Origin of the sequence: Bacillus thermozeamaize, from assembly GCA_002159075.1 — a bacterium.
GTDB lineage: Bacteria > Bacillota > Bacilli > ZCTH02-B2 > ZCTH02-B2 > Bacillus_BB > Bacillus_BB thermozeamaize.
Genome location: LZRT01000094.1, coordinates 109,847 through 132,575, shown reverse-complemented (window position 1 = coordinate 132,575; position 22,729 = coordinate 109,847). Strand labels below are relative to the sequence as shown.

The 22,729-nt window shown below is 53.2% G+C and carries 21 protein-coding genes and 12 tRNA genes; 9 read left to right on the top strand and 24 right to left on the bottom strand.

Annotated elements, in window-relative coordinates; translation table 11 throughout:
* Positions 1-48: 48 nt before the first annotated feature.
* The 3 genes from BAA01_01760 to BAA01_01750 are packed head-to-tail and all read right to left on the bottom strand — an operon-like array spanning position 49 to position 2,198.
* Positions 49-1,050: an iron(3+)-hydroxamate-binding protein yxeB gene (locus tag BAA01_01760; protein OUM86085.1), complete on the bottom strand. Its 1,002-nt coding sequence runs from the start codon at positions 1,048-1,050 to the stop codon at positions 49-51.
* A 48-nt stretch (positions 1,051-1,098) separates the two neighbouring features.
* Complete coding sequence (locus tag BAA01_01755; GenBank protein ID OUM86084.1) at positions 1,099-1,410, bottom strand: hypothetical protein; 312 nt, start codon at positions 1,408-1,410, stop codon at positions 1,099-1,101.
* A 20-nt stretch (positions 1,411-1,430) separates the two neighbouring features.
* Positions 1,431-2,198, bottom strand: a complete 768-nt coding sequence (locus BAA01_01750; protein ID OUM86164.1) for a sporulation protein SpoOM — start codon at positions 2,196-2,198, stop codon at positions 1,431-1,433.
* Between the two features lie 286 nt (positions 2,199-2,484).
* Here BAA01_01750 and BAA01_01745 point away from each other — a divergent pair, with 286 nt between their 5' ends.
* Positions 2,485-3,546 (top strand): luciferase, encoded by a 1,062-nt coding sequence (locus tag BAA01_01745; protein OUM86083.1) that lies wholly within the window; start codon positions 2,485-2,487, stop codon positions 3,544-3,546.
* Between the two features lie 71 nt (positions 3,547-3,617).
* Here the strand turns inward: BAA01_01745 and BAA01_01740 are convergent, their stop codons facing one another.
* The 14 genes from BAA01_01740 to BAA01_01675 all read right to left on the bottom strand — a co-directional run bounded on the left by BAA01_01740 (position 3,618) and on the right by BAA01_01675 (position 6,487).
* Positions 3,618-4,493, bottom strand: coding sequence for an undecaprenyl-diphosphatase (locus BAA01_01740; GenBank protein OUM86082.1), 876 nt, complete (start codon positions 4,491-4,493; stop codon positions 3,618-3,620).
* 71 nt (positions 4,494-4,564) lie between these two features.
* A complete protein-coding gene (locus BAA01_01735; protein ID OUM86081.1) occupies positions 4,565-5,176 on the bottom strand; it encodes an alkaline phosphatase in 612 nt (203 codons plus the stop codon).
* Between the two features lie 223 nt (positions 5,177-5,399).
* Positions 5,400-5,473, bottom strand: a tRNA-Cys gene (locus BAA01_01730).
* A 37-nt stretch (positions 5,474-5,510) separates the two neighbouring features.
* A tRNA-Gly gene (locus tag BAA01_01725) sits at positions 5,511-5,585 on the bottom strand.
* Between the two features lie 56 nt (positions 5,586-5,641).
* A tRNA-Gln gene (locus BAA01_01720) sits at positions 5,642-5,716 on the bottom strand.
* Position 5,717: 1 nt separating this feature from the next.
* Positions 5,718-5,793 (bottom strand) — tRNA-His (locus BAA01_01715).
* A gap of 20 nt (positions 5,794-5,813) precedes the next feature.
* Positions 5,814-5,887: transfer RNA gene (locus BAA01_01710), tRNA-Trp, on the bottom strand.
* Positions 5,888-5,891: 4 nt separating this feature from the next.
* Positions 5,892-5,967, bottom strand: a tRNA-Phe gene (locus tag BAA01_01705).
* 10 nt (positions 5,968-5,977) lie between these two features.
* Positions 5,978-6,054 (bottom strand) — tRNA-Asp (locus BAA01_01700).
* Between the two features lie 4 nt (positions 6,055-6,058).
* Positions 6,059-6,134, bottom strand: a tRNA-Met gene (locus BAA01_01695).
* A 13-nt stretch (positions 6,135-6,147) separates the two neighbouring features.
* Positions 6,148-6,222, bottom strand: a tRNA-Val gene (locus tag BAA01_01690).
* Positions 6,223-6,225: 3 nt separating this feature from the next.
* Positions 6,226-6,300, bottom strand: a tRNA-Glu gene (locus tag BAA01_01685).
* 15 nt (positions 6,301-6,315) lie between these two features.
* Positions 6,316-6,408: transfer RNA gene (locus tag BAA01_01680), tRNA-Ser, on the bottom strand.
* Between the two features lie 4 nt (positions 6,409-6,412).
* A tRNA-Asn gene (locus BAA01_01675) sits at positions 6,413-6,487 on the bottom strand.
* 212 nt (positions 6,488-6,699) lie between these two features.
* Between BAA01_01675 and BAA01_01670 the strand changes: the two genes are divergently transcribed.
* Complete coding sequence (locus BAA01_01670) at positions 6,700-7,053, top strand: hypothetical protein (GenBank protein ID OUM86163.1); 354 nt, start codon at positions 6,700-6,702, stop codon at positions 7,051-7,053.
* A 120-nt stretch (positions 7,054-7,173) separates the two neighbouring features.
* On the opposite strand, the gene BAA01_01665 is transcribed toward BAA01_01670, so the two are convergent.
* Together BAA01_01665 and BAA01_01660 are read right to left on the bottom strand one after the other, a co-directional pair.
* Complete coding sequence (locus BAA01_01665; GenBank protein ID OUM86080.1) at positions 7,174-7,623, bottom strand: transcriptional repressor; 450 nt, start codon at positions 7,621-7,623, stop codon at positions 7,174-7,176.
* A 133-nt stretch (positions 7,624-7,756) separates the two neighbouring features.
* On the bottom strand, positions 7,757-8,392 hold the full coding sequence (locus tag BAA01_01660) for an endonuclease III (GenBank protein OUM86079.1): 636 nt from the start codon (positions 8,390-8,392) through the stop codon (positions 7,757-7,759).
* A gap of 157 nt (positions 8,393-8,549) precedes the next feature.
* On the opposite strand from BAA01_01660, the gene BAA01_01655 reads away from it, so the two are divergent.
* Together BAA01_01655 and BAA01_01650 are read left to right on the top strand one after the other, a co-directional pair.
* Entirely contained in the window at positions 8,550-9,866 is a 1,317-nt protein-coding gene (locus BAA01_01655) for a glutamate-1-semialdehyde aminotransferase (GenBank protein ID OUM86078.1), read from the top strand.
* Positions 9,867-9,913: 47 nt separating this feature from the next.
* Entirely contained in the window at positions 9,914-10,963 is a 1,050-nt protein-coding gene (locus tag BAA01_01650) for a hypothetical protein (GenBank protein OUM86077.1), read from the top strand.
* Here the strand turns inward: BAA01_01650 and BAA01_01645 are convergent.
* From BAA01_01645 to BAA01_01630, 4 genes are all read right to left on the bottom strand, one after another.
* Positions 10,949-11,725 carry an enoyl-[acyl-carrier-protein] reductase gene (locus tag BAA01_01645; protein ID OUM86076.1) on the bottom strand — a complete coding sequence of 259 codons (777 nt, stop codon included), beginning with the start codon at positions 11,723-11,725 and terminating at the stop codon, positions 10,949-10,951. The genes BAA01_01650 and BAA01_01645 overlap by 15 nt on opposite strands.
* Before the next feature lie 31 nt (positions 11,726-11,756).
* A complete protein-coding gene (locus tag BAA01_01640; GenBank protein ID OUM86075.1) occupies positions 11,757-12,881 on the bottom strand; it encodes an A/G-specific adenine glycosylase in 1,125 nt (374 codons plus the stop codon).
* 195 nt (positions 12,882-13,076) lie between these two features.
* Entirely contained in the window at positions 13,077-14,129 is a 1,053-nt protein-coding gene (locus BAA01_01635) for a hypothetical protein (protein OUM86074.1), read from the bottom strand.
* A 127-nt stretch (positions 14,130-14,256) separates the two neighbouring features.
* A complete protein-coding gene (locus tag BAA01_01630; GenBank protein OUM86073.1) occupies positions 14,257-16,080 on the bottom strand; it encodes an oligoendopeptidase F in 1,824 nt (607 codons plus the stop codon).
* A 191-nt stretch (positions 16,081-16,271) separates the two neighbouring features.
* On the opposite strand from BAA01_01630, the gene BAA01_01625 reads away from it, so the two are divergent.
* The 5 genes from BAA01_01625 to BAA01_01605 all read left to right on the top strand — a co-directional run bounded on the left by BAA01_01625 (position 16,272) and on the right by BAA01_01605 (position 21,110).
* Positions 16,272-16,706, top strand: coding sequence for a globin (locus BAA01_01625; GenBank protein ID OUM86072.1), 435 nt, complete (start codon positions 16,272-16,274; stop codon positions 16,704-16,706).
* A gap of 164 nt (positions 16,707-16,870) precedes the next feature.
* Positions 16,871-17,836, top strand: a complete 966-nt coding sequence (locus BAA01_01620) for an ABC transporter permease (protein ID OUM86071.1) — start codon at positions 16,871-16,873, stop codon at positions 17,834-17,836.
* A complete protein-coding gene (locus BAA01_01615; protein ID OUM86070.1) occupies positions 17,836-18,630 on the top strand; it encodes an ABC transporter ATP-binding protein in 795 nt (264 codons plus the stop codon). Before BAA01_01620 ends, BAA01_01615 begins: the two co-directional genes overlap by 1 nt.
* Before the next feature lie 287 nt (positions 18,631-18,917).
* Positions 18,918-19,544 carry a hypothetical protein gene (locus BAA01_01610; protein ID OUM86069.1) on the top strand — a complete coding sequence of 209 codons (627 nt, stop codon included), beginning with the start codon at positions 18,918-18,920 and terminating at the stop codon, positions 19,542-19,544.
* Between the two features lie 174 nt (positions 19,545-19,718).
* Complete coding sequence (locus BAA01_01605; protein ID OUM86068.1) at positions 19,719-21,110, top strand: hypothetical protein; 1,392 nt, start codon at positions 19,719-19,721, stop codon at positions 21,108-21,110.
* A gap of 51 nt (positions 21,111-21,161) precedes the next feature.
* Here the strand turns inward: BAA01_01605 and BAA01_01600 are convergent, their stop codons facing one another.
* A complete protein-coding gene (locus BAA01_01600; protein OUM86162.1) occupies positions 21,162-22,703 on the bottom strand; it encodes a fumarate hydratase in 1,542 nt (513 codons plus the stop codon).
* Between the last annotated feature and the right edge of the window lie 26 nt (positions 22,704-22,729).

Here is a 22,729-nt window from a genome sequence, read left to right as displayed (position 1 = left end):
CCTGGCGAAACAGATCGCAAGATCGAAACAGATCGCAAGATGCGCAAATCATTTTTCGTTCCCTTTGCTTCTTTCCACAATCATCTCCACGAACAAATCAATTTGTTTCGTGATGGAAATCGGATCGTAAGGATAAAACGTGTTGAAGTCGTTGATGAACAACCTGTTGCTCTTGACGGCTTTCAAGTCACGCAAAATGGGAGAGTTTTGCAGTTGTTTCAACGCTTCGCCCCTGTTTTCCGGATCGTACACGGTCAGAAACATGTAATCCGCGGCATACTCGGGAAGCACTTCCATGGAAAGCTGAAACACTTGTTCTCCAGTGTTCGCCATCTTCTCCGGCATTTTCAATTTTAACGCATTGTAGATGGCTTGTCCGCCTCTTCCCGCATTATCCCCAAACATCCACAATTCGCCTTTATCCGTCAATTCATACAACCCGAAAGTAGCCGTCTCGTCGATCACGTCTTTCAGCTTTTCCCGGCCTTCTGCCGCCTTTTTTTCATACTCCGCGATAAACTGCTCGGCCTGTTCGGGCTGCCCCACGATGTCGCCAAACAACGTCAGGGTTTCATAAATATCGGACGCCGTGCCGTATGGAATATGCAATGTCGGGGCGATCTTGGAGAGGGCATCATAGTTTTTGTCATACATCACGATGATCAAATCCGGATTCAGCTCCAACACTTTTTCCACGTTGATCGGATCGCCCACATCTTCCGCCCGTTTCAGAAGATCCTTCAAAAACGGATTGTCAAAGGCGGTCGACACCGCTCCGACCACGTTGGCACCGACCGCGAGCAATTCGCCTGCATAATAATCGGTCACAATCCGCTGCGGATGGACCGGTATCTCCACCGCTCCCTTGACGGTCTGAAAGGAACGGGTTTTTGGCTCAGCCGATCCGGCGGACGAAGATGTTGAGGTTTCCTTTGATGACGGCGTCGCCGCATTTTCACCACCGGAATTGCCGGCACCTGCGCAAGCAGTCAGCAGCAGCATGAAAGCGACAAGAACAACACCGGCCAGTTGCAGTCTGTTTGTTGACATGACGCCCTCCTTTTTGCTCCATATGCCCTGATTCTCCTTGACGGTTGATCAGCTTTTCAACGAAGAATTCCGGATGTTTTGCATTGATAATTGATAACGATTCTCATTATCGATGAATAATTTATCAAAGATCATGCTTTGTGTCAAATGCCGAAAAAAGGGGTAAATCCCAATGACGAAAATCACGCGATCAACCGTGTCGTGTCGCATGTGAAATGCCCTGAAGATGCAAAATCGGACGCGGCGTTCACCGCGTCCGATGTCCTGTCCTGATGACCTGTCCCGATGTCCTGTCACTCCGCGCATGCCCGTCCAGCGCCATATCCGCCGCTTCGGGTGTGCCCGGTATCCCATAAACATTCCGCGTTCTTTCATCCGGTTTAACTGTAACGGGCTATCACGGAGCGAATGATTTCGGTCAAATGAGGAATATCCCGTTCCGAGACAAAAAATCTCACCAGACTTTCATCCATTTCCAGCGCTTCGGCCAATAAGCTGGCAAATCCTCGCGCTTTCCTGTCCACCTCCATCAACACTTCAACACCGTCAGGGTTCGGAAAAAAGACAACCTCCAATTCGTCCAGCTTCCCTCTAAACGCCCCGCTCACGGGTACAAATTCAAATTCCTGGATGAAGGGCAGCCGTTTGCGGAAAATCCCTTTTGCCTGTTCACAATCGGCATTCCGCAAGCGGAAACCCAATTTGCTCAATGAATCAAAAAATGCTCCGACCAATGGTGTCGGGACAATGGATATGTAATCACGGTCAGCGGGATCGACGGCATTTTTGATGTCCAGTCCAGTCCGTACCCATACCTTGGTTTTACCGATCGTAATCGGGGTATCCAGCGGCAATTGAAAGGAAAAGGGAACTTCTTTGACTTCATTTGGGCGAATGACCAGAGGCTGGGTCAATTGGTAGCGGCCGATCTCGGTTTGCGCGGTTACCCGATGGTCATCTTTTTTCAGCTCGTATGTCGTGAACAAAGAAAGGTAAATACCGTCAATGTTCTGCTCGACATTCCCTCCCCGGATTTGCACGATCCCATCCACGTTCTCCCCGGGAACCAGCTGGCTGCGAAAAATTTTCGTGTCCACCGTTGCCGAACCAATACCAACACTTGCCAACAGCTTGTTTACGAATGACATCTGTTTCTCCCCTCCTTTTTCAATCACGATCATTTTATCATGGAAACTTCTGAATTACCTATGTTTCGCGAACTCCCCGCCTTGGCCGACAGTCCCGTCCATGCACCCGTGGTGACTGTCAGGTGCGTGTTGCCTAGTGTCGCAACAACGGAGTAATATGGGAGTAATATGTATCTAATATATGGTTTTCCATCTGTATATGTGTTTGATGATGTGTCCGATCCAAACATGACATGGTGTGCCTAATCACACACTATCATCGGCAAGTTTAAGGAGGCGCCAACCGATGGAAATCGGCATCTATACCTTTGGCGAACGAACCGTTGATCCGGAAACCGGCCAGTTGATCAGCCCCTCCGAACGGTTGCAACGCCTGATGGAAGAAATCGAATTGGCCGATCAAGTCGGCCTCGACGTGTACGGCGTCGGCGAGCATCATCGTCCGGACTACACCGTTTCCGCACCGGCCGTGGTGCTGGCGGCCGCCGCTTCCCGCACGAAACGGATCCGGTTGACCAGCGCGGTGAACGTCTTGAGTTCCGACGATCCGGTCCGGGTGTTTCAGCAATTCGCCACCTTGGACTTGCTATCCCAAGGCCGGGCCGAAATCATGGTGGGCCGCGGTTCCTTTATCGAATCGTTCCCTCTTTTTGGCTACGACCTGAAGGACTACGACGAACTGTTTGCGGAAAAACTCGATCTGCTGCTCAAATTGCGGGAGTCGGAACATATCACCTGGTCGGGAAATCACCGCCCGCCCATCGACAACCGCGGCGTCTATCCCCGGCCGCTGCAAAATCCGCTGCCGGTCTGGGTGGCCGTCGGGGGAACCCCTGAGTCGGCCATCCGCGCGGGCGCACTCGGTCTGCCCATGGCGCTGGCCATCATCGGCGGCTTGCCGGAACGGTTTGCGCCTTTTGCCCAATTGCACCGGACAGCCGCGCAAAAAGCCGGACATCCGAAGCCTCGCCTGAGCATCAACTCTCACGGCTTCCTCGCCGACACATCGCAAGAAGCGGTCGACACCGCGTTTCCCGCGTTCAAGACGGTTATGGACCGGTTGGGACAGGAACGGGGCTGGCCGCCCATGACGCGGGAGCAATTTGAGTTTTCCTGTTCGCTTCGGGGCGCCGATTTTGTCGGCAGTCCCCAGCAGGTGATTGAAAAAATCCTGTTCCAGCATGAAATCTTCGGCCACGATCGCTTCCTCTTGCAGTTGACCGTGGGCACGTTGCCGCACAAAAAAGTGCTGCGCGCCATCGAACTCTTGGGCACCGAGGTGGCCCCGGTGGTCAAGCGCGAACTTGCCCGATCCGACCGGAAGACAATGCCGTCTTCAACGCAGTAAAAGGAGCTGTCAAAGAAAAAACACCCCGTCACGTTTCTTGAACGTGACGGGGTGTTTCATCTGCCCTTTTTTTAAAAATAAACCAGCCAAATCACGATAGCCAAAACGATCCGGTAAATGGCAAACGGCAACAACTTGACCTTGGAAATCACTTTCAAGAAAAAACCGACGGACAGCCACGCAAACACAAAAGCGCTGATAAAGCCGGCCACAAAAAAGGACAACATCTCCCACGTGATATATTCCCAGTTTTTGAGCAACGAAACCAGGCTGGCTCCGAACATGATCGGGACGGCCATGATGAACGTAAAATCAGCCGCCGCCCGGTGACTCATGCCGAGCAGCACACCGCCGGAAATGGTGGCGCCGGAACGGGAAAACCCGGGCCACAAAGACAGGCATTGAAACAAGCCGACCAAAAACGCCTGCCCATAGGTCACATCGTCCACCGTCTGCGTTTTTATGTGTTTGGCGTTTCTGGAAGCCACCCGGTCCGCAAGAATCATCAGCAGAGCTCCGATTACCAAAGCCCACAGCACCGTTTGGGTCGAAAACAAATAATCATCGATGAAATCTTTAAACGCCAATCCCAAAACACCCGCCGGCAACAAACCGACAATGACTTTCCCCAGCGTCAGTTTGTTCCGCCTCCCCAGCGGCAACCCGCCGCCCCGGCCCCGCAAGACTTCATGACGCCTGGACAGTCCCAAAAGCCCCATAAAGCGGTCCCAAAAATGAATGACAACGGCCAAAATGGAGCCGAGCTGAATCACGACCTTAAACGTATTGGCGCCGTATTTGGTCAAAAATTCCTCCGACCGCAGCCACATGTCATCCACGATGATCATGTGTCCCGTCGACGAAACGGGAATATATTCAGTCACCCCTTCGACCAACCCTAAAATCAGCGCTTTCAACAACATTCCCAAACCCAATATTGTATCCATGCCTCTTTGTTCCCCTTATTCGCATTTCTGACCGGCACATGTTTCTGACAGGCCGTCTTCCGCTTGAAACCTTACCGTCCGGAACGGCTCCGGCGAAACCACCATACGAAGAAAATCACGGCTCCCAAGCCAAGAACGGCGTAAGTCACATACGAGTAGACGTCCATGTAATGAAGAATCGTTTCCCACGATTGGCCCAACAGGGCGCCTGTCGAGACAAGCGCCACATTCCATATCACCGTTCCCGCCGCAGTGAAAAAAAGGAAAACCCAAAAATTCATTCGCGACATCCCGGCAGGAATGGAAATCAGGCTGCGCACCAAAGGAATCATCCGGCCAACAAAAACAGCCCAGTAGCCGTATTTTTTAAACCACGCGTCCGCTCGCTGGATGTCTGCCGGCCTGACGCGCAGCACATGACCCCATCGCGCCACCAGCCGTTCCAGCCTGTCCGCGTCCAGCAAGCGGCCGATTCCGTACAGAATGACCGCGCCCACAAGCGAGCCGGCAGTGGCCGCAGCCACGACACCCGGCACCGTCAGACCGGTGTATGTGGTCATGAAGCCGCCGAAAGTCAAGATCACCTCGGAAGGGATTGGCGGAAACACGTTTTCCAGCGCAATGAGCAAAAAGACGCCAAGATAGCCGAACCGTTCCAAAAATGCGAGAATCCAGTGTTCCATTTTACACCTGCGGCTTTCGTCAATGGTTTCGTCAGCAATCATACTTCATATATAGACAAGCAACGCCACAAAAAGAACCACAAATGACACAAGTGCCGGAAAACCAAAAAGGCAACCAGCATCCGCTTGTTACGGTCTGGTTGCCCGTTGACGCCTCCTCTTTGTTGAAGCAAGATCATCGCAACATGACAACGGCTGCATCGTTCTCTTCGGAAATAATAAATGGAGGCGGCACCCGGATTCGAACCGGGGATGAGGGTTTTGCAGACCCGTGCCTTACCACTTGGCTATGCCGCCACGCTCTCATACGCAGATCTTTATACAATGATCAAAATGGAGCGGAAGACGGGATTCGAACCCGCGACCCTCGCCTTGGCAAGGCGATGCTCTACCCCTGAGCCACTTCCGCTTGATTGAAACATGGTCTTGTTTATATGGAATCTGCTGATAAATGAGCCGTTTTGATGGCTGGGGAGGTAGGGTTCGAACCTACGCATCACGGAGTCAAAGTCCGTTGCCTTACCACTTGGCTACTCCCCAATGGGGCGATCGATGGGACTCGAACCCACGAATGCCGGAGCCACAATCCGGTGCGTTAACCACTTCGCCACGATCGCCACGTATCAAAATATCAATTTGGCAGGGGCGGCAGGAATCGAACCCACACTGGCGGTTTTGGAGACCGCTGTTCTACCGTTAAACTACGCCCCTAACATGGTGGTTCGGGACGGAATCGAACCGCCGACACGAGGATTTTCAGTCCTCTGCTCTACCAACTGAGCTACCGAACCACGAAAAAAATGGCGGAGCTGACGGGACTCGAACCCGCGACCTCCTGCGTGACAGGCAGGCGTGAACTCCAACTTCACCACAGCTCCACATTGGTTGCGGGGGTAGGACTTGAACCTACGACCTTCGGGTTATGAGCCCGACGAGCTACCAACTGCTCCACCCCGCGACGGTTTTTTTGATGGTGGACGGTACTGGGATCGAACCAGTGGCCTCTCGCGTGTGAGGCGAGCGCTCTCCCGCTGAGCTAACCGTCCAGATGGTGACCCGTAGGGGATTCGAACCCCTGTTACCACCGTGAAAGGGTGGTGTCTTAACCACTTGACCAACGGGCCACATGACCTTTTTAATGGCGGAGAGAGTGGGATTCGAACCCACGAGACGCTTTTGGGCGTCTACACGATTTCCAATCGTGCTCCTTCGACCAGCTCGGACATCTCTCCAAGATGGCTCCTCCGACAGGACTCGAACCTGTAACCTACCGGTTAACAGCCGGGCGCTCTACCATTGAGCTACGGAGGAACAAGCACGTTTTAAATTATAACACCCGAGGAACGGGTTTGCAACATTTTCTTCTCCCTGGCAGAACGATTGCCACTCTGATTTCCAGGGGCAATTGGTATCTTAGCACAGGTTTGCGGAAAGATCAACACCCGATGTATTGCGATTGCAATTGAAAGAAATTCGGATGATGAAGCACGGAGATTGTGCTATACTGTTGGCGAAATGGAGGTATTCTGATGCTGTTTACAGGAAAGCTGAACAAGTTTCGTACGATCGCGATGCTCCTGATCTTCATCGGAGTTATCTTGATGTATATCGGCCTGTTGTGGCGGCCTGGTCTTTTCGTGTTCCTGACCTTGGGAATTCTCATGCTGGCGTTCAGCACCATCATCTATATTTTCGCCGGCACGCTCTCCAATGGCGCACCGAAAGTGGTTTGCCCGCGTTGCAATCGGATCACCAAAGTGATCGGCAAAACCGATGAGTGTCTCTTCTGTGGCGTAACACTCACCTTTGATCCGAAATACGCTCCGGAACAACAAAATGCCCCGAAACAGCCGGAGCATACGCCGCCATCTTCCTGAGCAGGATTTTGCGCGTCTTTTGCACGTCATTTTATACGTTTTATACGCCGCGACGTCGCGCGCATTGATACGCTCGTAACTGGTCATTTAGTCATTCATACGACTTTTCATTTCGCCTTTTTATTCCGCCGCTTTCTTGCGCTCACAGTCTTGGCATGTCCCGTACATTTCCAAGCGGTGATGGTCGATCGTAAACCCGGTGTGGCGGGAGGCCACCTGCTCCAGCTCCGCCAGCGAGGGATATTCAAAATCGACAATTTTTCCGCACGACTTGCAAATCACATGATAGTGCGGGTGTTCAATATTTGCGTCATACCGGCTGGAGGCATCGCCGAAGGTCAGCTCGGAGACGATCCCGATATCTTTAAACACACGCAAATTGTTGTATACCGTAGCGACGCTCATATTTGGAAACCGGTCTGACAGCGCCTTGTAGATTTCGTCCGCCGTCGGATGCTTCATCGACCGGATCAAGAATTCCAGAATCGCCTGGCGTTGCGGAGTGATCCGAACGCCAGTCGCTTTTAACTTGTCAAACGCTGTATTGATCCGCTGCTGTACACGGTTCATCGTTCCTCCGTGACAGCCACTTTGCTCGGGCAACACGCTGCAACCCTCCGTTTATTCCCCAAACGATTTTAGAATCATTATAAATAGTTTATGTGATCTGTCGAAACCTTGTCAATAAAGCGGGAGCCACCTTTTATTTCCGCTGTTGTCCATAGCGGCAAACCTCAAGCAACGGACAACGGTGACATTGAGGGTTTCGGGCGTGGCAGATCCGCCGCCCGTGCCAAATCAGCCAATGATGCGCCTGCGACCACTTCGTTTTGGGAATGCGGCGCATCAGTTGCTCTTCCGTTTCCCGGACATCATCGCTGTCAGCCAGGCCCAGCCGATTGGCCACCCGAAACACATGGGTATCGACGGCAATCGCGGGAACGCCAAATGCGTTGCTCAATACCACATTGGCCGTTTTTCTTCCCACACCCGGCAGCGATTCGAGCGCTTCCCTGTCGGAAGGAACCTGTCCGTTATATTCTTCCACGAGAATGCGGCAGGTTTTCAGGATATTTTTGCTCTTGTTCCGATACAGTCCGATCCCGCGAATTTCCGCCGCCAGTTCTTCTTGCGACAGGGTGAGGAAACTTTCCGGAGTCGGGTATTTCTGAAACAGTTCGGCCGTCACCTCGTTGACCCGCTGATCGGTGGATTGCGCCGACAAGATGGTCGCGATAAGCAATTCAAATGGGTTTCTGTAATTCAACTCACAGTGGGCATCCGGATACGTCTGTTCCAGGATGTTTAATATTTTTTTCGTGCGAACGGACCGATCCATCTGTTTTTATTGCTCCTTTTCACGCTGCCCGTTTTCCGTTTCGGGACAATCCCAGTCTTATCTTGCCACAGCACCGCCTTTTTGACAAAATTGGAAGACGCAGATGTAAATCTAGTTCATTCATCCTACAGCACCATGCATACGGAGATGAGAAAACATGAAGCCAGCTTATTTTCCAAGACCCAATTCCGAAAAGCTTTTCCGGGAGGCGGAGCGCTATATCGTGGGCGGCGTCAACAGCCCTTCCCGTTCCTTTAAGGCCGTAGGCGGCGGCACCCCTGTCGTGATGGAAAGAGCCAAGGGAGCCTATTTCTGGGATGTGGACGGCAACCGGTACATCGATTACCTGGCGGCCTTCGGACCAATTATCGCCGGGCACGCGCATCCGCACATCACACAGGCCATCCTGAAGGCGGCGGAAAATGGCGTCCTCTATGGCACACCGACACCGCTTGAGATCCAATTTGCCAAGATGCTGCAGGAGGCCATTCCCTCACTGGAAAGGATCCGCTTCGTCAACTCGGGAACCGAGGCGGTGATGACCACCATCCGGGTGGCCCGCGCCTACACGGGAAGAACAAAAATTGTCAAGTTCGCCGGATGCTATCACGGCCATTCCGATCTGGTCCTCGTGGCCGCCGGATCCGGACCATCCTCCCTCGGCATGCCTGACAGCGCCGGAATTCCGCAAGGGATTGTCGAAACAGTGATCACCGTTCCCTACAACAATCTGGACGCCTTGGCGGAAGCGCTCGACACCTGGGGAGAGGATGTGGCGGCGGTACTGGTCGAACCCATCGTCGGCAATTTTGGCATCGTCCCGCCGGCGGAAGGTTTTTTGGAAGGCGTAAACCGGCTGGCTCACCAGGCCGGCGCGCTGGTCATCTACGATGAAGTGATCACGGCCTTCCGCTTTCACTACGGTGGCGCCCAGAATCTGTTGGGCGTAGAACCGGACATGACCGCAATGGGAAAAATCATCGGCGGCGGCCTGCCGATTGGCGCCTATGGCGGCAGGCAGTCGATCATGGAACAGGTGGCACCGCTTGGCCCCGCCTACCAGGCCGGGACGATGGCCGGCAATCCCGCTTCGCTGGCAGCCGGCATGGCTTGCCTGGAGTTGCTGCAAGATCCGACCGTCTATCAAACCATGGATCGGCTCGGCCGGCGATTGGAAAAGGGAATCCTGGAAGCGGCCCAACGGCACGGCATCGCCGTCACGGTCAACCGGGTGGTCGGCGCGCTGACCCTGTTCTTCGGCAGTCATCCGGTGCGAAATTACGACGACGCGCAGCGAACCGACGGCGAACAGTATGCCCGCTTTTTCCATCTGATGCTCGAACGGGGCGTTTATTTGCCGCCTTCCAAGTTTGAAGCCTGGTTTCTCACATTGGCCCATACCGACCAGGACATCGACGATACACTGCAAGCGGTGGATGAGGCCTTTGCGGAACTTGCCCGTCATAACCCGTAACCGTTTGCGCTGCCCGAAAGGCCTGGACAACCGGAGGAGGAAACGCGATGCGTTTTGGCGCAAGGATCTTCAAAACAGGGCTGACGGTGATCCTGGCCCTGTACGCCAGCATCTGGCTGAATCTGGAACCCCCTGTCCTGGCAGCGATCGCGGCTGCCTTGTCCATTCAGCCATCTGTTTATCGTTCCTGGAAAAACGGCCTGGAACAGGTACAATCCAACATCATAGGAGCGATCATCGCCACACTGTTTACCTTGTTCCTGGGAAATGGACCGCTCATCATCGCCATGGTGGTGATGCTGGTCATCGGCATTAACCTGCAATTGAAGTATGAAAAAAGCACCCAGCTGGCCGTGGTCACCGTTCTGGCGATGATGACTGTCCCGAAAGAGGAGTTCCTGCAGTATGGATTGGATCGTTTTTTCCTGATTCTGATCGGAGTCCTGTCTTCCCTGGCCATCAATATCATCTTTTTCCGGCCGCAATACGAAAAAAGGCTGTTCGCCCAGCATAAACAATTGATGGAACAGATCGCCCTTTCCCTGCGCTTTCTTCTCGATCCGGCCCGCGACGCCAAGGAAAGCCGCAAAGATATCCAGGAAATGAAAAAACTGCAGGAAAACACACAAAACCTCTACCTCCTGCTGCAGGAGGAAAAAACCTATTTTCAGAAAACCCGTTTCTCGCAATGGCGCAAACTGGTCGTATACCGGGAAATGCTCAAATTGGCCGACGAAGCGCTGCGATTCCTCGAGAAGGCAGAACATCACCGCACGGCACTGGAGCACCTCCCGCCTGATTTGCAGGAGGCACTGCTCAACTGGCTGGAGCGGATGGCCAGCGAACAGGAGAGAATTTACCTGCTCTTTGAAAAAAAGCTCAGGGAGGCACGCCTTGACGGCGAGGAACATGAGCTGCAGCCCCTGCCGCTGGCCCCCTTTTTAGGCCATCCCGAGGTATTGCCGGTGCTCCTGTTTGCCGAGGAATATCTCGCTCAGCTCAGGCATGTCGGCCTGATGGTTCAACAACTGCAGACAAGTCAGGAGCCCCATCCGGAACAGAGCGAACCAGCAAAACCAGCGTCAAAGCAAGAGTGACATGCCGCCGTCCACCACAATGGTCTGGCCGCGGATCATCCAGGCATCCTCCGAACAGAGAAAGGCGACCACTTTGGCCACATCATCCGGTTCCACCAGCCTTCCCGCCGGGGTCCGACGTTGCGAATCTTCCAATAACTCCTCCCGATTGGGGAAATGCTTCAATGCGTCGGTATCCACTGTACCGGCGGAAACGGCATTGACGGCAATGTTTTTTTCGGCCAGCTCAACCGCCAGGTATCGCGTCAACGCCTCCAAAGCCGCCTTGGAGGCACCTACGGCCGTATAATTGGGCAACGCCCGCGTGCTGCCGAGGCTGGAAATGCTGACAATCTTCCCGCCCCCGCGCCGTTCCATCAGCCGGGCCGCCTGCTGCGCGCCAAACAGCAGCGCTTTGCTGTTGATGTTCAATGTCCAGTCCCAGTGGCTCTCTTCAAGCTCCACCAGCGGACGCAAAACTCCCGAGGCAGCGTTGTTGATATAAATATCCAGGCCGCCTGAGGCGGCTTCCACTTCCGCAAACATCTCCCGCAATTTGGCCATATCCCCCACATTGGCCTTGATGAGGTGGGTTTTCACGCCGAATTCCCTGCTGATCTCCTCTGCCGTCTCTTCCGCCGGCTTGCGGTTACGGAAAAAGTTAATGTAAATCTCACACCCTTCGGCAGCCAGGCGCCTCGCGATCGCCCGGCCAATGCCACGGCCGCCGCCCGTGATCAGGGCGACCTTCCCTTCAAAACGCCGAGCATTTGACCTCTCCATTCCCTGTCATCCGCCCCTTTCCCGCTATATTTTATGATTTCCGTGGCTGAGTACGCTGGATAGTTCGAACCACTTTCCCGTATGGAACAGGAAAAGCATGCCGCGACAATTCTTCCACACTCACCCACCGTTCGTCTTGACACTGCCATTCTGCCAACGGGGTGACAGCCAGTTCAAAAACAGCTCCATCCCATTTGATGTGGCTGAAAACATGCCGGACGGGCATCAAATAGCGCGGCTTTTCAAATCGAAACGGATAAATGGCTTCCAGGCGGCCGATGAGCCAGAAAACCTTTTCATCCCGCGACATGTTCCGCCACCTGTCAAACGAAGCCTCCCAGACCACATTGGGAAACTCCCAGAGACCGGCCAGCAAGCCTTCGTGCGGCCGCCTCCGGATCAAGACCTTGCCGTCCCACCATAGGACAGCGGCTGCCAATCCCACGGGCCGGGGTGGTTTTTTTTGCGCCTTGACCGGTAATGTTTCCTGGTTTCCATCCCGATACGCCTGGCATAATGCCTGAAGCGGACAATCTTCGCAGGCCGGAGAGCGCGGCAGGCATACAAGCGCCCCCAGTTCCATTAGTCCCTGATTAAAGTGTGAACTGGCGTCAGGCGGAATAAGCCGCTGAACCAGTTCCTCGATCCGCTTTCTGGTAGAAGCTTTGGCAATATCCTCCTGAATTGAAAAAAGACGCGAGATCACCCGCATCACATTTCCGTCTACCGCCGGGACCGGTTTCCCGTAAGCAATGCTCAAAATGGCCCCTGCCGTATAGGGACCAATGCCTTTAATTGACAACATTTCCTCTATTGTATCAGGCACCTGGCCTCCATAGCGCTCGCAAACCTCTCGCACCCCTTGCAAGAGATTGCGCGCCCGGGAATAATACCCCAGTCCTTCCCATGCCTTCAGCACCTCGGCCTCATCCGCCCTCGCCAGATCCTCCAAGGTCGGAAAAAGGCGGATAAACCGTTCGTAATAGGGGATCACGGTATCGACACGCGTTTGCTGCAACATGACCTCAGATACCCAAATGCGGTACGGATCCCTTTCCCTCCGCCAGGGCAGATTGCGGTGCCTTCGGCGAAACCAGGCCAGCAGTTCCGCTTGCAATTGCTCAACGTATTCTGGCTGTAACTGGATGCTGATCATTTCGCTTTATCCGTTCCCGACCTCCTTTGGTCACCACGAAACATGCGCCTCTTCCAGCCCCTTGGCGCCTATCCCGAGGATAGCCATCGTCTTTGCCTGTGTCAAGGGAGCAAAAAAGAGGGTGTCCCTCAGTCGTTTTGATCTGCTTCTGGGACACCCTCTTTTCCTGTCATGCCAAGTTCACGCCATGTTTTGTCACTTGAGGATATAGACGGTTACCGTCCGCATCCCCCACGCGTAGGCCTCGCGTGATGTTTCATAAAACAGATCGATGCGGTTGCCTACAATGGCGCCTCCCGTATCCTGCGCCACACCCACACCATATCCGGGAATGTAGAGCCGTGTCCCGTAAGGGATGACTCTGGGATCGACCGCCACGGTTCCCCGTTTCGGATACACGCCCGTGGCCGTTCGACTGCCGGTATGGGTATAAGCCGTTGCCACCACCCGAATTGACTTTTTATAAGGCATCCCGGCAATGGTCTGGGTGCGTTTGTCAGCACGGGAAGCCGTCCGCTCCCCCGAACCGCCACGGGAAGCCACGAGCCGGTAGCGCTCCGGCCGAGGCATTTCCCTGGTGCCGATACGAACCACCTTATGTTGCGGTTTGACCTCTTCCACAACCTGCCGCTCTGTACGGATCTTTTTGCCGTTTTTATAAGTATGGATCAAGCGAATCGTCCGGTAGCCGTTTCTCCCTTGCTGCGACACCTGTTCCTTTCCCTTTGCGAGGCGGTTGTCCTTCTCATAGGTCGTCTGGTAGGGGATAACTTCTTGCCGCTTCTCCTGTTTCTTTTCTACTCGGTCGATGATGATGTGCATTTCGTCCGCAATCGGAGCATTCAGGTCCACATTGATTTGATCCAGCGGACTTAGCGAAACCCCCAGTTCATTCAAAAAAGCGTGGACGTCCCGCTGAGTGGTTCGATACTCCCGCTGCTGCCCTGCTTCGGTCAACGTCACTTGATAGATACGCTGGAATTGCACCTGCGTATCCCGATTGATGACCGCCTCCCACGGAAGGTTGCTCCGGTACTGCTCCGCTACCCGCTCCGGGTCATACCCGGCTTTCTTCAGCAGCGAACGCAGCGTCTCACCATGAGACCTCACCGTAAGTGGCTGTTCCCGGTCACTGAAGAGGAGCCTGACCTCCTTCTGTGTCCCGAGAAAGGTCAGCGTCCCGGCAAAGAGCCCGGCCACCACCAGAACAGCCATGGCGGCACCAATCCAAGTTGCTCGTTTCCTCATGCAACACCTCCGCTTGCGGGTTGGTGACCTTCAGATTATAACAGAGGAATATGAAATTGTCCAGTTTTATAGCAGCTATTGTATAAAATTGTATATAATTTTCTTCTTTCATAAACGCAAGATGCGGTCAGGAAGTTTGTTTTTCTGCCAGCTCCTCCAACTGATCCAGCAGGCGGCCAAATGTCCGCATCGCTTCCCTCACCGGTTCCGGCTTGGTCATATCCACTCCCGCCCTTTTCAACAGGTTGATCGGCGTATCGGAACCCCCTCCCTTGAGAAACTCCAGGTAACGGGCCACAGCAGGCGCCCCTTCTGTGAGAATTTTGTTGGCAAGGGCTTGTGCGGCAGAAAAGCCGGTGGCATATTTGTAGACGTAAAAGTTGGAATAAAAATGCGGGATGCGCGCCCATTCGACGGCAATCTCTTCATCCACCACCATCGCCGGACCGTAATAGGTCTTGTTCAGGTCAAGATAAATCTCACAGAGCAGATCGGCGGTCAATGCCTCGCCTGCTTCCACTTTCTCATGAATGATTTTTTCAAACTCGGCAAACTTCACCTGACGGAAAACCGTCCCGCGGAACTGCTCCAGGTAATGATTGACGAGAACCATTTTTTGTTTTGGATCTTCCGTCCGCTTCATCAGGTAATCCATCAACAACGCCTCATTCAGGGTGGAGGCCACTTCCGCGACAAAGATGGTGTATTGGGAGTAAATATAGGGCTGCTCGCGATCAGAGTAATACGAATGCAGCGCATGCCCCATCTCATGGGCAATCGTGAACACATTGTCCAGATTCTCCTGGTAGTTGAGCAGCACATATGGATGCGTGCCGTAAGCTCCCCATGAATAGGCGCCCCCGCGTTTCCCCCGGTTCTCATACACATCGATCCAGCCGCTTGCAAACGCCTCCTCGAGCAACTGCTGATATTCTTCTCCCAGCGGATGCAGTCCCTCTTTCACCAATTCAAGCGCCTTTTCATACGGGATTTTCATCTCCACATTTTCAACCAGCGGCACATACAGGTCGTACATATGGAGTTCATCCAGCTTTAACAGTTTTTTGCGGAGTTCCATATACCTGTGCAGGAGAGGCAGATGTTCATGAATCGTGTCAATCAAGGAATGATAAACTTCGACCGGCACATGATCGGGATGAAGCGCCGCTTCCAGAGCGGAACCAAAACGGCGCACCCGCGCAAAAAAGATTTCCTGCTTCACGCCGGCGTTCAAACTGGCGGCCAGCGTATGCCGGAACGAACCATACGTCTCATACATGGCGTTGAAAGCATCGCGGCGCACCCGCCGGTCTGGACTTTCCATGAAAGTGAGAAACCGCGCCTTTGTCAGTTCAACCTCTTGCCCCTGTTCATCCCGGATAGTCGGAAACCGAATCTCTGCGTTATTCAAGATGGAATAAATGTTCGTCGGCGCTTGGGCCAGTTCGCCGGCCATGGCAATGATCTCTTCTTCTTCGGGTGTGCGACGGTGCGGCTTTTCCCGCAGAATTTCCTGCAAAAAAAAGTCATACAGACGCAGGTCGGGCCGTTCCTGGAAAAACTGTTCCAACCTCTGCTCATCCAACGACAGGATTTCCGGAACAAAAAACGCCATCGCGCTGTTTGCTTGCACGCTCAAACCCTGTGCCCGGTCAGACATGGCTTGATATTTAGTCACCGTCTGATCCTCGTCGCTGCGCATCCGCGCGTAGACATAGAGCTTTTCCAGCCGCTGGTTGATTTGTTCGTACGCCCTGATCGCTTCGAGCAGCTTGTCAGCCGACGCTGTCACTTGCCCGCGGTACTGGGAAAACTTTTCAACCATCGCCCGGGCCTCCGCAAAATCCTGCTCCCACTGTTCATCAGACGGATAAATGTCTTCCAGTTTCCACTTATAACGCGCGTCAATCTCGTCACGCGACGGCAATGTGTACGTGTTCTGTTCAGCCATCTGGTTTTTCCCTCCTGTGCATTTGATAGGTGTCGAATGCAGGATGTGAACCTTTTTTCATTGTATGTGAAGAAAAGGCGGAATCGTGTACAATAGAAAATCAGGAACTGTGGATCACTATACCTGAAATTCGCTCCCAGGACAAAAATCCAAAAACAACGGAAAGCATCTTCAGAAAGAGGTGCAAAGGCATGACTCCCGATCAGCCGCAACAAATCCCGTTTTCTCCATCTCCGAAACAAACGCCCTACGAGGCCATCGGCGGAGCGGAGCGCCTGCGGAAATTGGTTGAAGCATTTTACAAGCGAGTCAAAGCGGACCCGGACCTCAGTCCGATTTTTCCTGAGGATTTGACGCCGGTGATGGAAAAACAATACAAGTTCCTCACCCAATTTTTGGGCGGCCCTTCCCTGTACACCGATGAATACGGCCCGCCCCGCTTGCGGATGCGCCACCTGCCTTTTCCCATCACGCCGAAACGGGCCAAAGCATGGCTGAATTGCATGGCACAGGCGATGGATGAAGTGGGCTTGGAAGGTCCCGCGCGGGATCTATTCTTCCACCGGCTGGTTCTGACTGCCGAGCACATGATCAATGCCGAGGACGACAATCAGCCCAGACAATAACGCCCAAAGCCGCCTCTTTGGCAAATGTCGCACTGGTAAATATCGCAACTGTCATTTTTTGCGTTGGCTTGTCCAACGCTTTCATGTATCATGTATAGTGATGCGTTTTCATAGCACAGATCGCTTTGGCAAAGCAAAGCGTCAAAGCGGGAAATGAGGAGTGAATGAAGTTGGCCTACGCTTTGCAAGGAGCGGTGGAATCCGGCCTCATCTTTGCCATCATGGCCATCGGCGTTTACCTTACCTTTCGCATCCTGGCCTTTCCGGACTTGACGGTAGACAGCAGCTTTACAACCGGTGGAGCGATCGCATCTGTCCTTATCATCAACGGCACGAATCCTGTTTTGGCATCCCTTGCAGCCCTGGGGGCAGGCATGCTGGCCGGGATGTGCACCGGACTCATTCATACGAAAGGAAAAATCAACAACCTGTTATCCGGAATTATCATGATGATCGCGCTGTATTCCATCAACCTGCGAATCATGGGGCGGCCCAACATCCCCTTGCTGGGTGAGGAAGGCAACCTGGTCACATGGATGAAAAACATGCTGCCCACGCCGTTTTCTTTTATCCTCACGATGGCAGTTGTGGTACTGCTCATCAAGGTTTTTATCGACTGGTTCCTGAAAACGGAAATTGGTCTGGCTTTGCGCGCAACAGGGGATAATCCGCGGATGATTCGCAGTTTGGGCGTGCATACGGATCAGACGATTATCTTGGGATTATCCTTATCCAACGGTCTGGTAGCGCTGTCCGGAGCCTTTTTTGCCCAGTTTCAGGGTTCAAGCGACGCAGCCATGGGAATCGGGATGATCGTCATCGGACTGGCCTCGGTCATCATCGGCGAATCTCTTTTCGGCACCCGTTCCCTGTTTTGGACGACAGCAGCCGTTATCGGCGGCGCGATTGTCTACCGGCTCGTGGTGGCCATGGCACTGCGCATCCCTGGTTTTGAAGCTTCCGATCTGCGGCTGATCACAGCGATCATCGTCATCATCGCCCTGACCGCGCCGTTGTACACCGAACGCTTCAAGAAAAGACGGATTTCAGCGAAAAAAACGGCCGCGTCTAAAGCCTCCGGCTTGGCCACAGCAGATTCTCATCATCTCAACAAGGAGGAGGGAGCCTGATGCTGCGGCTGGAAGGAATCACAAAAGTCTTCAATCCGGGCTCCCAAGACGAAAAACGGGCCTTGAACAATGTCTCGTTGCATTTAAAACCGGGTGATTTCGCCACCATTATCGGAAGCAACGGGGCAGGAAAATCCACCCTGATGAACATTATCTCCGGGGTGCTTCCGTCCGATCAAGGAAAAATATGGATAGACGGAGAACGCGTCGACGGTTTGCCGGAATACAAGCGGGCAGCCATGATTGGCCGCGTCTTTCAGGATCCGATGGCCGGCACCTCGCCCAACATGAGCATTGAGGAAAACCTGTCGATGGCATATATCCGCGGCAAAAGGCGGGGGTTGCGCAGAGGCGTTACGCGTCAGCAACGCCAGTATTTCCGTGAAATGCTCGCATCCTTGGGAATCGGCCTGGAAAACCGCCTTACTGCCAAAGTGGGGCTTTTATCCGGCGGCGAAAGACAGGCCCTGAGCCTGCTGATGGCCACCATGAACCAGCCGAAAATCCTTTTGCTGGATGAACATACGGCCGCCCTTGATCCAAACCGCGCACAGCTGGTCACCCAACTGACTGAGAAAGTTGTCAGGGAAAACCGGCTCACCACGCTGATGGTGACCCACAACATGGAACAGGCCATCCTGCTTGGGAACCGTTTGATCATGATGGACAAGGGAGAAATCATCCTGGATATTTCCGGTGAGGAAAAACAACAATTGACCGTGTCAAAACTGCTGGATCACTTCAGACGCATCAAAGGAAAAGAACTGGCTGACGAACGGATGGTATTAAGCTGAGGCGCGACAAAAAGGACCAATGGAACAAAAAGCAACGCCGGTGGATAAACGCATCGTACCGGCGTTCTTTTATGTTTTCGTTTTTTTATGCTTTATAGAGATTTTGTTTTTCTAAATAAACAATTAGTCGACTTTTGGCTCTTGTTAAAAATTTTTTCTCTTGCTTGCAGGATTTTTGTTGTACGTGTCGAAGTGGTTTAGTATTAACAGAGATATTGGCATTAGAGGAATCTTTTCTTGCTCTGCGTGTCAGAAATGCGTGACAGAAACATGAGGGGCGTACAGAAGTGATCCATCGTTTGTCATATGCTTTTGCCAACTGGATTGGAAAACATACATCGGAATCTCAGCCGGTACCCGTGATGGCGTATGGCATTGAGATCCTCCTGAACACGTTCATCCAGCTGGGAGCAATCCTGATACTCGCATATTGGCTTGGGCTTTTCGGGTCGGCCCTCGTCGTTCTGATGGCTTTCAGCCTGCTCAGAATCGTCTCCGGCGGAAAGCACCTGAGCACCTTTTTGCGCTGCACCGTCGCGGATGTCATCCTCATCAACTTTCTCGCATGGACGGCTGTACAGGTGGCATCTGCCCACTGGAGCATTCACGGACCGCTGCTCTTCCTCTTGATGGCGGGCACCTGGTTTTCGGTTCACCGGTACGCACCCGTGATAAACCCCAAACGGCCTCGCTCACGCCTGCAAGTGCACGGCCGCAAATACAGCAAAACCGTTGTGCTGGCCGCCACCATCCTGGCAGCGATTTTCTATCCCTTTTCAGCCGCCCTGTCTGCCGCCATCGTTCTGGGGATGGCCACACAGGGGGCTAGCATCACGCCTGTCGGATGCAAAGCTGTCGATCGCCTCGATCGCCGGCTTTCATCAATATCATCAAAAATTTTCATTTTCAATTGAAGGAGGGTTCCATGATGAAGCGGCTCTTGGATAGTTGCGCGCAGTTCCTGGCTACAGCATTTGCTTCGATTGCCTTCGCAGGGGTTAAGCATAACAGCAGCGTTTGGCTTTATGAGCCCGAGATCCCGGAAGAACTGATGAAGTAGAAGGTCACGTACAACTCGAGGTGTCCTGATGCAGATACTCATCCAGTATCTTTTGATATCACTGCCTGAGGCCCTGATTTTCCTGTTCTTTTCTTTAGCCCTGATGGGCATCGACTGGAAACCCGTCTGGAAACAGGGCCTTCTTTCTTCAATCGTATATTCGCTGGTCACGATTTTCACATACACTGTGATACATAATCATGATTTAATAAGGATAACTGTCAACTTTGTCCTTTTTTTTGGTTTACTCAAACTGTTTTTCTCGTTTTCCTGGGCCTTTTGCGTAATAATCACATTTATAAGGATGATCAGCCAAATCCTGTTTGAATCCATTGCTCTCTTTTTTTTCTTACAAGTTCTACAGATAGATGCAGAGCAATTAACCACTTTCCCAAATTCTTTTCTTACCGCTTGGTCCTATTACCTTTCGGTCATATTACTGACGGTATATATGAACAAAAAACGTATTACTTTGGCCAACATCATTAAACTGTATCAACGCTTCAATCTTACCGTATTGTTATGGGTCTGGTTGGCGGTACTTTTGATAATCACCATCAACAGCATTGTCGTGTTTTACACCATGACCTATCCCACTCAAGAATTCAAAAACTTTTCAACAACAATAGTGTTTGGTCTTCCATTGCTCTCCGCCGTCTTGGCTTCGTACATGGTGTTTCGGATTGCTAAAAACATCGAGAACCTGACCATGCGGCAAACGGAGGAGGTGTACCTGGAGCATATCGACGAACTGATCACGCATTTTCGCTCCCAACGGCACGATTTCTTGAACCATTTGCAGGTGATTTACGGTTTGGCCAAGCTGGGAAATACGGAAGGCGTGATCCGTTATTTGGAGGATCTCAACCTGGAGGCGGACGAAACCCTCTCCCTGCTCCAGTTGAAACACCCGCCAATGGCTGCGCTGTTGCAGGCAAAGGCGGCTACCGCCATTGTCAAACATATCCAGTTCAAGGTGAAGGTCAATGTCAGCTTGGAAGAATTGACCATCCGCCCGTTCGAACTGGTCAAAGTGATCGGCAACATCATCGACAACGCGTTTGATGAAGAGATCAAGGTGCCAGAGCCCAAGCGCTATGTCGATGTGACAGTGGAACAGCATGACCCTTCATACATAGCCATTCAAGTGTTCAACCGCAACTCCTATATCGCGCCGGAAGAAAGGGAATTGATTTTCCGTCAGGGATACACAAGCAAACAGGAGAATCATTCGGGTACCGGCCTGGCCGTTTCCCGGCAGATTATACGGAAGTACGGTGGAAATATTTCCATAACCAGCGAGCCTGACCGCGGGACCTGTTTTACGGTGACCCTGCCGACCACCTCTCAACAGACTCTTCCATACTATCGAAATCCCGTGAAGAAAGAAATGAGTGCCAAACAAGATCTGCGCAATTAAAATCGCCCGCCACCTATTTGTTGATAAGGTGACGGGCGAAATCGATCCAAGTCACACAAAAACCGGTTCCTTGAACTGTTCCAGCTTCTCCAGCGACGTTTTTTCCACATCGGCATGGAGGCTGTTGCCATGGGCATCCATCGTGACAATGGCCGCAAAGCCTTCCACTTCAAATTCCCACATCGCCTCAGGCACTCCGAACTCTTCGAGAAAATGAACGCCATTGACTTTCTTCACGCAACGGGCGTAATACTGCGCGGCTCCCCCAATCGCGTTCAGATAGACGGCGCCGTATTCTTTCAACGCCGCCAGCGTTTTCGGGCCCATGCCTCCCTTGCCGATGACGGCGCGAATCCCGAATTTCCGGATAATCTCTCCCTGATAGGGTTCCTCCCGGATACTGGTGGTCGGTCCGGCCGCCTTGACTTCCCACTCGCCAGTTTCCTTGTTTTTCAACATCACCGGGCCGCAATGGTACAGCACACCGCCATTGAGGTCTACCGGGGCGTCGTGATCCATCAGGTACTTGTGCAGGGCATCCCGTCCGGTGTACATCGGACCGTTGATGATCACGATGTCCCCCACCTTCAGCTGGCGGATCTGTTCTTCACTGATCGGTGCCCGCAGGACGATTTCGCGTCTTTCTCCGCTTGACACAGCGCTTTTCGCAGGCTCTTTCACTTCGGGAGCGGCGGTTGTTTCCTTGTACAACCAGTCGCGAATCTCTCCCGTTACGGGATCGAGGATGACGCCCTGCCTGCGGAAAGCCCAGCAGTTGTATGCCACGGAGACAAAGAAGCTGGCCGGTATGCGGTTAATGGCCCCGATCTTGCAGCCCAGAAGCGTCACTTCCCCGCCAAACCCCATGGTCCCGATGGACAATTTGTTGGCCGCCTCCATGATGTACTTCTCCAGCTCCGCCAGCTCCGGAACCGGGTTGACATCATCCACCGGACGGAAGAGCTGCTGCTTGGCCAAAGCATAACCGCTCGTCCGGTCGCCGCCAATGCCGACGCCAATAAAGCCGGCGCTGCAACCCTGCCCCTGAGCCTGGTAGACGGCATGCAAAATGCACTTGCGAACACCGTCCAGATCACGGCCGGCCCTGCCGAGGCCCTCCAGATCGGTTGGCAGACTATACTGAATGTTCTTGTTCTCGCAACCCCCGCCTTTGAGGATCAGGCGTACTTCAATCTCGTCTTTCTCCCACTGTTCAAAGTGAATCACAGGCGTTTCGGGCCCCAGGTTGTTGCCGCTGTTCTTGCCGGTCAGCGAATCGACCGAGTTGGGACGCAGGATTCCCTGGGCCGTCGCCTCCGCAACCGCCTCGCGAATTTGCTCCCGCATCACAATCTGGTTGGCGCCGACCGGCACCTTGATTTCAAAAGTGGGCAAGCCCGTATCCTGGCAAATCGGCGACACATTGGCCTCCGCCATTTCCAGGTTTTCCGCGATGGTGGACAAAGCAAGGCCCGCCCTGGTGGCTGCATCTTCCTTGGCTTTGGCCTCCGCGATCGCCTTGCGCACGTCCGGCGGCAATTTGGTGGAGGTTTCCGTGATCAACTTGAGCATGCTCTCTTTGAACCGTTCCATGATCTTTCCCCCTGTCATCAGAAACT